Source organism: Gottfriedia acidiceleris (assembly GCF_036421055.1).
In the GTDB taxonomy this organism is placed as follows: Bacteria; Bacillota; Bacilli; order Bacillales; family Bacillaceae_G; genus Gottfriedia; species Gottfriedia acidiceleris_C.
In genome coordinates this window covers 160856-173453 of record NZ_JAZGQS010000002.1, presented here as the reverse complement: position 1 = coordinate 173453, position 12598 = coordinate 160856, and the positions used below count along the sequence as shown (strand labels likewise).

Below are 12598 nucleotides of genomic sequence, written 5' to 3'. Positions count from 1 at the left end.
TAGCACAGCCACTCTTTTTAAAGCTGTCGGTATTGTGAAGCTACCAAAAATTGCGATTAGGTCACTTGAGTAGTATTTTCTTAGAGTACCATATACTAAGCTACTAATCATAAGATCGTACAAAAAGAATTGACCAAATTCACGTTTAGTTATGACCATAAAGATGATAGATGCATTTCTTGTTGTAAGAATAAGCCCACCTTCTTTTAGTAAAATTAATTATTTTAATCAATGAAAATCACAAATTTATTTTTTATCTAACTTCCAATAATATTTTTCAATTTCTTCTTTTTCTTTTACCATTCCAATTTTCTCTAACACTCTAATAGAGGCATGATTATAAATGGAACAAATTGCAGTAATTCTTGTGACATTTTCTTTCTGTAAGCCCCAATTACAAAAAGCCCTACCCATTTCAGTTGCATACCCTTTACCTTGATAACTAGGTGCAATACTATAACCTATTTCCATAATACCAGTTTCATCAGGACCACCTTTAAATCCCATGTCCCCAATAATTACTCGATCTTTTTTATGAATAATAATTCCTTCATATTTTTCTTCAGCAGGATGAGTTTGAAAACGGGAGATTTTATAAGGGAAAAGATTTTTATATACAAGAATTGGCCACCCATTAGCGAATCTGTAAAATTGATTTTCAAATTCTAACTCTTTATTTCCACTTAAAACAGAAATCATCGCTTCTGCTGTAAAGGTCATTAATAGTAAGTTTTTAGTTTCAGTGATTAGCATTAACTGACTCCTGTATATTAAATTTTATAGTTTTTTTGACTACTGCTTCCCTTAAAAAATAGTCTAGAAATTACTAATCCAATTAAGCCAAGCAGTATAAATAAACCAGCTCTAACCATCAATGTAATATTTGGTAAATCTATTAATACAAGTTTTCCTAGCGTAAGTAGCAATAAACCTATCCCCGTATAGGTCCAAACTTTAAACTTCTTAATGTTACCAAGTATCATGGCTAAAATTGAAAGCAAGATCCAACTTATATTAATGAATAATCGAATCATATTATCAGACTGATCTACCGCAAGTATCTGAACAATTTGTGTAATAAAAGCAATTAGAATAACCGTAATTAACAAAGAACTGCTTAATAAGATAAATTGCTTTTCATCTTCATTTTTATAAGCCAAAAATGCAATTGTAATAAGAGCTACAATTAAAACAAGCCAATTCATCGTTTCAAAAGACCAAAAAGAATCTATTCCAACTGATAAAATGGATATACCTACAGGAATGAATGTAAGAGCAGCTATAATTAATTTCAGTAGATCTCGATATCTTAAATAAAATAAATAAGTTGATACCGCTTGAATTATTAATACTACACATAGTAAGTTTTCTGAAACACTATCCAAACAAAGGAATGAAATGGCTAAAATAAAATTAGTCGAAAATCCAAAGAAAAAATCCGATTTCTTTTTATAATAAAAGGTCAGGAATAAATATCCTAAACATAAAAAGATTAAAATCATTGTTCTAGTCTGGTCTTCAAATGCACTAAACATCCAACCAATTGTTAAAATAAAACTGGTGTGAAGAATTAATATTTGCTTTTTAATAGTAAGTTTAAATTTGATTAATATAGCTAGCAAACTAATATGTTGAACGAGAATACTAAGTGCGAAATATTTAATTCCATTCGTATTAAAATTAACTAAAGCAACAATTAAATAGGATAAATGCAATAATATTGCAGACGAAAGATAAATGAATTTATATTTTCTAAATGCTGCATAAAACATAAAGCATAAGTAAATCACAGTTTCATAGATAGCGAAAAATAAATAGTTTGGTGAATTACTTTTAACTAGGAAAGGGACAAAAACAGCTCCTACTATACTTATTAATCCAATTATTTCTGAATTGTATCTATTCGTAGAATAAAAACCAATACAAACCCAAATAATTAAAAGGGTAAATGCAATCGTTGACCCAACCATGTGATATAAATGATGCATGGCAAATGTAGTTAAAAACAATACCGGTAGCACGCCACCAATTAATGATTGCCCAAGTGTTGATCGCTTAGCTTTCATTTGACGATTACCGTACCAGAATAAAGCAATGGCTATAACAAATCCAATTCCTACTTTTGCATATTTATTTAATACCCCATAATCTGATGCCGCTTTAAATCCCCACATTACGCCTAAAATGAAAATAAATATAAAAAATCTTGGTAACCACTTTTGGAAAATAAGTGCTTCATAATCTACCTTTTCATTTTCAACTGTTACTTTAACCTGTCTACTAACTGTTTTTTGTGGTTTGGGGTTATTTACTTTCGTTTGACTTATTTGTTTCATCTCGTTTGAAGTTTCTTTCGTGATTAAGAGAAATTCAATTTGTTTCTTCATTTCTCTGACTTCTTCTTCAAGCTTATCTACCTTTTTTTGAAGATCTTGATTCTGATTATCCAACTGCATCACCTCTTATCATAACTATGTATTTTATTGAGACTAAATAACTGAAATACATCCTTCATATAAGTTCGCTATTTCCTAAGATTTATCCTATAAAAAATGTTTATGAAGTATGTTTTTTCCAAATTTCGTCATATTTCCCAGAAAATAAAGGCGCTCAGTTCTTCTAGAAAACAAACGTTAATAATTATATGAGTAAAAAAATCCTCTATTATAAAAATAGAGGATTTTTAAAATTAAAATAGAACTTTTTCTAATTTTTGTTGTTTGATCATTTCTAAGAAGCTCTCGAATGGTTGTGTACCAATGTCACCTTCGCCACGTTTACGAATAGCTACAGTATTATTTTCAACCTCTTGATCACCAACTACTAACATATAAGGTAATTTTTGAAGCTGTGCTTCACGGATTTTATATCCAATTTTTTCGCCACGTAAATCAGCTTCAACACGGATTCCAGCAGCTTTTAATTGATCTGCAAGTTTTTGTGCATATTCATTGTGAACACTTGAAATTGGTAATACTGCTACTTGAACTGGCGCTAACCACAATGGGAATGCTCCAGCAAAATGTTCAGTTAAAATTCCTAAGAAACGGTCAATTGAACCATAAATTGCACGGTGGATAACAACTGGACGTTCTTTTTGGTTATCTTCATTAACATAAGTTAAATCAAATTTCTCAGGCATTTGGAAATCTAATTGAATTGTAGCACATTGCCAGCTACGTTTTAATGCATCTTGAATATGGAAATCGATTTTTGGTCCATAGAATGCGCCATCGCCTGGGTTTAATTTAAAGTCTAAGTTCTCAGATTTAAGAACATTTTCTAATGCCTGCTCTGCTGAGTTCCATAACTCTTCTGAACCCATTGAATCTTCTGGACGAGTTGATAATTCTACTTTGTAAGTGAATCCGAATACGCCGTAAATTTCTTTAATTAAGTTAATTACTTCAATAATTTCGCCTTCAATTTGGTCTGGACGACAGAAAATATGTGCATCATCTTGAGTAAAAGTACGAACACGCATCATACCATTTAATGCTCCAGAATATTCATGACGGTGAACTTGACCATTTTCACACATACGAACCGGTAGATCACGGTATGAATGTAGTTTATTTTTATAAACTAACATATGACCTGGGCAGTTCATCGGTTTTAATGCGAATTTTGTTTCATCAACCTCAGTAAAGTACATGTTTTCATGGTAGTGATGCCAGTGACCTGATTGCTCCCATAATCTTTGATTCATAATGAATGGTGTACGAACTTCTTTATAATCTTTTGAAGTTTGTAATCCGCGCTCATATTGTTCTAATTCATTACGGATAATAGTACCTTTTGGTAAGAAGAATGGCATACCAGGTGCTTCTTCTGAGAACATGAATAATTCAAGCTCTTTACCTAATTTTCGGTGATCACGTTTTTTAGCTTCTTCTAATAAGTGTAAATGTTCTTCTAATTCTTTCTTACTTGGGAAAGCAGTACCATAAACTCGTTGAAGCATTTTATTATTCGCATCGCCTCTCCAATAAGCCCCAGCAACTGATAATAACTTAATTGCTTTTACACGGCCAGTTGTAGGAACATGTGGTCCACGGCAAAGGTCTACGAATTCACCTTGAGTATACATTGAAATAACTGCATCTTCTGGTAAATCACGGATTAATTCTAATTTAAACTCATCATCTAATTCAGTGAAGAATTTAATTGCCTCTTCACGACTTACTTCTGAACGAGTAATCGGTAAGTTTTCTTTAATAATTTTTTCCATTTCTTTTTCAATTTTAGGTAGGTCTTCTACTTTAATTGAAACAGGAAGATCAATATCATAATAGAAACCGTCAGCAGTTACTGGACCAACCCCAAATGCAGCTTTTTCGCCTTTATAAAGACGTTTTACTGCTTGAGCTAAAATATGTGCTGAACTATGACGCATCATTTCTAATCCATCTTGGTCATCTTGAGTAATTATTTGAACTTCACAATCTTCAGTAATAGGTGTATTTAAATCCACTAATTTTCCATTAATTTTTCCACCAAGCGCTTTTTTCTTTAAGCTAATGGAGATTGAACCCGCGAAATCTTCAACTGTTGTATTTTGTTCCACCTCGCGAATTGATCCATCTGGTAATTTAATTGAAATCATTTAAGTTCACTCCTTTTTCATATTAATTTTGACAATAAAAAAAGAGCACACTCGTAGGGACGAATGTGCTCGTGGTTCCACCCTAATTTAATGTACACAAAATAAGTATACAAAATCTCAACGTTTTAACGGTCTACACCGATAGTAGTTACTTGTAAAAAAAGTTACGTTCCCCACTATAGCTACAAGGTGGTAAGTCATTCAACGTATAGAGAATTCTCGCACCAAATGAATTCCTCTCTTACTATCGTCTTGAACGCTCGTGTCCTTGATCTTTGCTTTTCCTTATTCGTATAAAAGTATTATATAGAATGTCATTGAATACTTCAAGTACTCATCTTAAGATAAATTTAATTGTTTATCATTCTATTCAATCTTTATTCAGTATGTGATAACATTACTCGTTTTAAACACTAGCTACTGAATTCTTTATTTCATTTAATAATTTTTCTTTCCATTGATTTTTCCATTGTTCACTTCGCCCTGTATTGCGATTAATATTTACTAAAGAATTGCGTCCAGTAAAGCAAATTTCATTTTGTGGATTAATCCCCATATAGTGTAAATCGATTGATGAATTTCCTACTTTTGCAATTTTTACATACACATCGATCATTTCATTAAAAAATACTTGTCGAAGGTAATCACATTGTAAATCAGCAACAACTGGAATATATTCACTATGATTTGCCGTCCATACTTGCATAAGCCCTAAATGCTTTAAATACTCAATACGTGCTTCTTCAAAATAAACGAATGGAACTGTATTATTCATATGCCCAAACATATCCGTTTCACTAAAGCGAACTTTAATCGTTATCTTAAATGAAAACTCAGATTGCCACTCCTGTATATTAGATACATAATTCATTTTCCCCATCGAATTTGCCCCCTTACTATCTATAGTATATCATTAATTTCATTAAAGAATGAATATTCATTCAGTTTCAAAAGGGGGCAGGATCAAGATAATAAGGGATCTTCTACTGCTTTTCTATCTACTGTTTCCCTTTCTTTAACCTAACCCTGTTTAGTTAGTAAAAATCATCCTTAACATTCAATAGTTTTGATGAATATAATTTCCATGTTTGAATGTGATTCTTTTAAAATGGTTATTTCGCATCCAAGCATCTACACGTTTTTCAAATAGCTCTCCCCCATATATTGGGTATCTTTCTGATATAGGATTTTTTTCATTATATATCTTCTTTTTAAATTCATTTGTCCTGATTAAGTAACATTGATCTGAAAATCCATAACCAATATAAAAGTTTTCATCTTCAACGATTGATTCTTGTTTTGCCTCAAAACTATTCCCATTCCATACTGGATTTGCTACTTTAATTCTTTCATCATCTTGAAGTTTTAATATTGATAAATCAATCCAATTAAAAGGCTTTTCTAAAATGGAATCACTTGAAAAATGGAGTAGATATTCTGTTTTGCAAAGATAGATACTTACAAGTTCTGAGATTGAATAGTAATAGCCACCTTTGAAGCTCTCCTTAGTAATCTCAAAATAATTAAGGGCTTCGTTTGAAAAATCATCTACTATTACATATGAGGATAAAACATCCCTTGCAACAAGTTTATCTGCGTAACGACTGACCTCTCTTACGTCTTGTACGTTATTAATATATAAAATTTTTTCTTTAAAATGATATAGGTTAAACTCAATCATTTTTTCGATCCGATCTGTCTTTAAAAGTATTTCCCAATCTTTTTCATAGCACTTTGTCTCAAATGTCACTTCAAACTGTTGCATTTAAGTCAACCTCCGTTCGAAAGGAGTGATTTAATATGATAAGTAACCATCTATCCCTTTGCTGCCTTTACTATTGATATGACTTGATATGGGAGTTTATTAGAAGATATTTTATTAAAAATGCAAAAAAAAGCATGTCCCAAAAGGACATGCTTTTTTGTTTATTAAATTTCGTCACTTCCAAAAAAGTCTTTGAAAGATTGGATTGTAGTTGCACGGTTTAATGCTGCAATTGAAGTTGTTAAAGGAATACCTTTTGGACAAGATTGTACACAGTTTTGTGAGTTACCACAGTTTGATAGTCCACCGTCTCCCATAATTGCATGTAGACGTTCTTCTTTATTCATTTCTCCAGTTGGATGAGCATTAAATAAACGTACTTGTGAAAGTGGTGCAGGTCCAATAAAGTTAGATTTACTATTAACGTTTGGACAAGCTTCTAAACATACACCACAAGTCATACATTTTGATAATTCATAAGCCCATTGACGTTTTCTTTCAGGCATTCTTGGTCCAGGACCTAAGTCATGCGTTCCATCTATTGGAATCCAAGCTTTAACTCGTTTTAAAGAATCGAACATGCGGCTACGATCAACTTGTAAGTCACGTACTACTGGGAATGTGCTCATTGGCTCAAGACGAATTGGTTGTTCCAATTTGTCAATAAGCGCCGAACATGATTGTCTTGGTTTGCCATTGATAATCATAGAACATGCTCCACAAACCTCTTCAAGACAGTTCATGTCCCAAGAAATTGCAGTCGTTTCTTTTCCATTTGAATTAACTGGATTTTTACGAATTTCCATTAACGCCGAGATTACGTTCATATTCGGACGATAAGGGACAGTAAATGTTTCTTCATATGGCGCAGTATTTGGTGAATCTTGACGTTTAACAATTACAGTAATTGTCTTTTCAGCAGTCATTGTTCCATTATGCATTTGCTTTGTCCTCCTTCTTCTTAGAATAATCTCGTTTTCTTGGTTGGATTAATGATGTATCAACATCTTCGTAATGGAATAATGGTGAATTTGATTTTTCATCAAATTTAGCCATTGTAGTTTTTAAGAATTCCTCATCATTACGTTCTGGGAATTCAGGTTTATAGTGAGCTCCACGGCTTTCATTACGGTTATATGCTCCTAATGTGATAACACGTGATAAGTGAAGCATGTTTTCAAGTTGACGAGTAAATGAAGCACCTTGGTTACTCCATTTAGCTGTATCATTAATATTAATGTTTTGATAGCGCTCATAAAGCTCTTGAATTTTTTCATCAGTTTTTAATAAGCGATCATTGAATCGAACTACAGTAACATTGTCTGTCATCCACTCTCCAAGCTCTTTATGAAGAAGGTATGCATTTTCTTTACCGTCCATTTTATAAATACGATTCATTTTTTCTTTTTCTTCATTAGCATTTGATTCGTATACAGAAGTTGAAACATCATCTGAAGATTTAGCTAAACCATTAACGTATCTTACAGCATTTGGTCCAGCTACCATTCCACCATAAATAGCAGAAAGTAATGAGTTAGCTCCTAAACGGTTAGCTCCGTGCATTGAGTAATCACACTCACCAGCAGCAAATAATCCAGGAATTGTCGTCATTTGGTCATAGTCAACCCATAATCCACCCATTGAATAGTGAACTGCTGGGAAGATCTTCATTGGAACTTTTTTCGGATCATCACCTGTGAATTTCTCATAAATCTCGATGATTCCACCAAGTTTTACATCAAGTTCATGTGGATCTTTATGTGAAAGATCTAGATAAACCATGTTTTCACCATTAATACCAAGCTTGTGGTCAACACATACAGAGAAAATCTCACGTGTAGCAATATCCCTTGGTACAAGATTTCCATATGCAGGATATTTCTCTTCTAAGAAATACCATGGTTTACCATCTTTATACGTCCAAACTCGTCCACCTTCACCACGAGCACTTTCACTCATTAAACGGTTTTTATCATCTCCAGGAATTGCAGTTGGATGGATTTGAATAAATTCACCATTTGAATAAACTGCACCTTGACGATATACAGCTGCAGCAGCTGAACCAGTGTTGATAATTGAATTTGTAGTTTTACCAAAGATAATTCCAGGACCACCAGATGCCATAATTACAGCATCCGCAGGGAAACTTACGATTTCCATTGATGTTAAGTTTTGTCCAACGATACCACGACATACTCCTTCATCATCAACAACAACTCTTAAAAATTCCCAACCTTCATACTTTTGAACAAGACCTTCAGACTCGTAACGACGAACTTGCTCATCTAATGCATATAATAATTGTTGCCCAGTCGTAGCACCAGCAAATGCTGTACGGTGATGTTGCGTTCCACCGAAACGACGGAAGTCTAATAGTCCCTCAGGCGTACGGTTGAACATTACACCCATACGGTCCATCATATGAATGATACCTGGTGCTGCTTCTGCCATTGCCTTTACAGGTGGTTGGTTTGCTAAGAAATCCCCACCATAAATTGTATCATCAAAGTGCTCCCAAGGAGAGTCACCTTCACCTTTTGTATTAACCGCACCATTAATTCCACCTTGAGCACATACTGAATGTGATCGTTTTACGGGAACTAATGAAAATAAATCTACTTTTGTGCCAGCTTCAGCGGCTTTAATTGTTGCCATAAGACCAGCTAATCCGCCACCGACGATAATTATTTTCCCACTCATGACTCTCTCTCCTTACAAATTCGCTAGTTGTGGATCAATGAATGCAAAGATAGCACGTAATCCAACGATTGATAATACTACGAAAACACCTAATGTTACATATGTTGAAATACGTTGTGATCTAGGTGTAACAGTAATTCCCCAAGATACGAAGAATGACCATAATCCATTAGCAAAGTGGAAGATTGTTGAAATAACACCTACTATATAGAAAACTAACATAAATTTTGAATGAAAAATATCAGCCATCATATTATAATCAACTGTTGCTCCCATTTGAGCAGCAATACGTGTTTGCCATACGTGCCAAGTAATAAAAATTAAAGTAATTACACCAGAAATACGTTGGAATAAATATAACCAGTTACGTAAGTATCCATAATTTTTAACATTGCTAGTTCCTGTGAACGCAATGTATAGTCCGTAAATTGCATGGTATAAAATTGGTAAGAAAATGACAAAAACTTCTAAAAAATAGCGGAATGGTAAATTCGCCATAAATTCAGCAGCTTTGTTGAAAGATGTTGCTCCATTTGTTGCAAAATGATTGACAACTAAGTGCTGTGTTAAAAAGATCCCAACTGGAATAACTCCTAGCAATGAATGAAGTTTTCTAAAGAAAAACTCCCTTCCATTCTTGTTGCTCATGTAAACCCCTGCCCCCTTTAGTTTGTGCACATGAAAAATTAATTCCTCTATTATTCTAATAAAATAGAATAAATAAGCAATTCGCATAAAAAGTCGAAATTTTTATGACAATTATCTACAACCCATTTTACTCCTGATAATATAGGAGGTCAAGAAAACGCGTACATTTTTCTTTACTGAAAAAACTTCTCATTTAGATTGGTAATCCTTGTAATCTACATATGACGAATTATTGTTTTTACTATTAAATATTGTATATAATAAAAACATGTTTTTTTAGGAAAGGGAGAGTTATCCGACCATGACGAACGGCATTGAAAATTTAAATATTCCGGGAAATATTTCTGGTTTTGGCTATGAGCTAATACGTAATGATTTATTGAATGATTTATTAGGAAAAGAGCAAAATGATATTTTATATTGGGCGGGTAAAATGATTGCCAGAAAATATCCTTTAGCAACATTTGAAGAAATTATAGAATTTTTTGATCAAGCTGGTTGGGGTACTCTTACTGTTGAAGAAGAAAAGAAGCAAGAAGTTCATTTAACACTATCTTCTGAATTAATTACATACAGAAATCAACAAAAAAAGAACGTATCTTACCAATTAGAAGCTGGATTTCTAGCGATGCAAATTCAACAGCAAATCGATGTTATAGCTGAAACGTATGAAGAACATAGCAAAAGAGGCGACAAAGTAAAGTTTCAAGTAAAATGGGATTTAAAGGATCCTATAACAAGAAAATAACTCGAAAAACACCACAAGGAATTTAGGCATTGTGGTGTTTTTCTTTTGAAACATTGAAATATAAGTTCAAATACGAGTAAAACAATGAGTATTTACAAATTAATCATTGGGTTTATATTATTACTTTAATTTAAGGAAAAGATCAGTTAAGTCTACTAAATATTAATTTCCTTACCCCTTCTCTTTCCTTTCCTTACTTGGATCCTGCCTTCTAATCCCCTCAAAATTCTTGTTTCTTTTAACTCCTTTAATAATAGAATTTAACAAGACTAAACAAATAGAAACAAAAAACAAAATGGCGAGTATTAATAGAACGAACTGTAGCACAATTTCTCCATATCCGTAGGCAAGTATACTATGCCTCATTATTAATACCTCCTTCTTTTATTTACCATTTAGCCGTTCGCCTTACTTATTATAAATTTACAGAATCTTTATATAATTTATTCGCTCAACAAATAAAAAACCCTTTTAAGCGCTATCTCTATACTATACGGCTCGGTATATCTGAACGTGATGAATATTAAAAAATCAATATTTCAAAGCCGCCTATATATATGAGAATTTGTACGCTAAAAGGGTTTAATTTCTATTTAGTTTTCTACTACTACTTCTTCATTAATACGATCTAATTCATATCCTTTATGAAGAGCGTGAACTGCTTCTTGTAATTTTGATTTTGGTACAACTGTTGAGACTTTAATTTCAGATGTACTTACCATTTTTACAGGGATTTCACTTTCAGCTAAAAATTTAAACATTTTAGCAGCAACTCCTGGATTTGAAACCATTCCACTGCCCACAATTGAAACTTTAGCAAGTTCACTTTCAAAATCAAATGAACGGTAACCTAAAAATTCTTTCTTTGATTCTAGAACCGTTATTGCTTCCATCATATTTTCAGATTTGATTGAGAATGAAAGATTTACTAAGTTATCTGATGTTACGCTTTGGATAATAATATCTACATCAATACCTTCACTTGCTAATAAAGTAAAGATTTTAGGTAATAAATCTACATGGTTATTTAAACCATTTAAAGTCATCCTTGTTACATTTGATTCAAATGCGATTCCTCTTACGACTGATTGTTGCTCCATTAGTGTTTCCTCCCCAATAAATGTACCAATTTCATCATGTTGACTTGAACGAACTTGAATAATTAAATTATAATTTTTTGCGAATTCTACTGCTCTTGGATGTAAAACCGCTGCTCCTAAAGCTGCAAGCTCTAGCATTTCATCATAAGAGACATGGCTTAATTTAGATGCATTCGGCTCAACTCTTGGATCCGTAGTATAAACACCTAATACGTCCGTATAAATATCACAACGTTCTGCATTTAGAGCAGCGGCCAATGCAACAGCTGTAGTATCTGAACCACCACGACCTAATGTAGTAATTTCATTGTTGTCACTTAAACCTTGGAAGCCAGCAACAATTACGATATACCCTTCATCTAGTAATTGTTGAATTCGATCAGTATGAATGGTTTCTATCCGTGCATTTCCATGGACAGATTCAGTTTGAATTCCAGCCTGCCAACCAGTTAGTGAAATAGCTTTAAAACCTTTTGCTTGGATTGCCATAGCTAGTAGCGAAATTGATACTTGTTCCCCTGTAGTAAGTAACATATCTAATTCACGTTTACTGTTTTGCGGACTAATTTGAGCTGCTAAACTAACTAGTTCGTCTGTATGATGTCCCATCGCAGACACAACTGTAACAACTTGGTTTCCTTCTTTATATGATTTGGTTACTGTTTCAGCAACATGCTGAATTCGTTCAATTGAGCCTACTGAAGTACCGCCGAATTTCTGAACAATAATTCCCATTTTTCTCATCCTCACTTTTTTCTTAAAAAAGAATACAAAAAAGCGCGTGAAGCAATGTTCACGCGCCTAATTTTAAATAAAATAAAATAGACATATCATCAACATCTCTTCAATAGCTCCCCGCATAAATATTATGCGACAGTACTACATTTCTTAAATGCAGTCCCAACAAAATGAATTGTGGATTCATTTTATTTCGGCAAAACTTCCTTTCAACTGTCCATTACAACGCCACACGTCTATGACAGCATACTTTTAAGTTTTGCACCTCTATTACGAGAGAAAATCATTTAATT

General features: G+C 33.1%; 11 protein-coding genes and 1 riboswitch. Of the genes, 1 reads left to right on the top strand and 10 read right to left on the bottom strand.

Features of this window, described 5'->3' with window-relative positions; all coding sequences use genetic code 11:
* Positions 1-246 precede the first annotated feature (246 nt).
* From RAH41_RS03520 to RAH41_RS03485, 8 genes are all read right to left on the bottom strand, one after another.
* Positions 247-753, bottom strand: coding sequence for a GNAT family N-acetyltransferase (locus RAH41_RS03520; protein WP_331220685.1), 507 nt, complete (start codon positions 751-753; stop codon positions 247-249).
* A 17-nt stretch (positions 754-770) separates the two neighbouring features.
* Positions 771-2450, bottom strand: coding sequence for a DUF2339 domain-containing protein (locus RAH41_RS03515; protein ID WP_331220684.1), 1680 nt, complete (start codon positions 2448-2450; stop codon positions 771-773).
* Between the two features lie 239 nt (positions 2451-2689).
* Complete coding sequence (gene thrS, locus RAH41_RS03510; protein WP_331220683.1) at positions 2690-4606, bottom strand: threonine--tRNA ligase; 1917 nt, start codon at positions 4604-4606, stop codon at positions 2690-2692.
* 406 nt (positions 4607-5012) lie between these two features.
* Complete coding sequence (locus RAH41_RS03505) at positions 5013-5486, bottom strand: thioesterase family protein (protein ID WP_331220681.1); 474 nt, start codon at positions 5484-5486, stop codon at positions 5013-5015.
* A gap of 177 nt (positions 5487-5663) precedes the next feature.
* Complete coding sequence (locus tag RAH41_RS03500; RefSeq protein ID WP_331220680.1) at positions 5664-6371, bottom strand: hypothetical protein; 708 nt, start codon at positions 6369-6371, stop codon at positions 5664-5666.
* 164 nt (positions 6372-6535) lie between these two features.
* Positions 6536-7297, bottom strand: coding sequence for a succinate dehydrogenase iron-sulfur subunit (sdhB, locus tag RAH41_RS03495; RefSeq protein ID WP_098848600.1), 762 nt, complete (start codon positions 7295-7297; stop codon positions 6536-6538).
* 7 nt (positions 7298-7304) lie between these two features.
* Entirely contained in the window at positions 7305-9071 is a 1767-nt protein-coding gene (gene sdhA, locus RAH41_RS03490) for a succinate dehydrogenase flavoprotein subunit (protein WP_331220678.1), read from the bottom strand.
* A gap of 12 nt (positions 9072-9083) precedes the next feature.
* On the bottom strand, positions 9084-9719 hold the full coding sequence (locus RAH41_RS03485; protein ID WP_331220677.1) for a succinate dehydrogenase cytochrome b558 subunit: 636 nt from the start codon (positions 9717-9719) through the stop codon (positions 9084-9086).
* 301 nt (positions 9720-10020) lie between these two features.
* Between RAH41_RS03485 and RAH41_RS03480 the strand changes: the two genes are divergently transcribed.
* Positions 10021-10467, top strand: a complete 447-nt coding sequence (locus tag RAH41_RS03480; protein WP_331220676.1) for a YslB family protein — start codon at positions 10021-10023, stop codon at positions 10465-10467.
* Positions 10468-10638: 171 nt separating this feature from the next.
* On the opposite strand, the gene RAH41_RS03475 is transcribed toward RAH41_RS03480, so the two are convergent.
* Entirely contained in the window at positions 10639-10833 is a 195-nt protein-coding gene (locus tag RAH41_RS03475) for a hypothetical protein (protein ID WP_331220674.1), read from the bottom strand.
* Between the two features lie 227 nt (positions 10834-11060).
* Entirely contained in the window at positions 11061-12302 is a 1242-nt protein-coding gene (locus RAH41_RS03470; RefSeq protein WP_331220672.1) for an aspartate kinase, read from the bottom strand.
* 105 nt (positions 12303-12407) lie between these two features.
* Positions 12408-12583: riboswitch (Lysine riboswitch) on the bottom strand.
* Between the last annotated feature and the right edge of the window lie 15 nt (positions 12584-12598).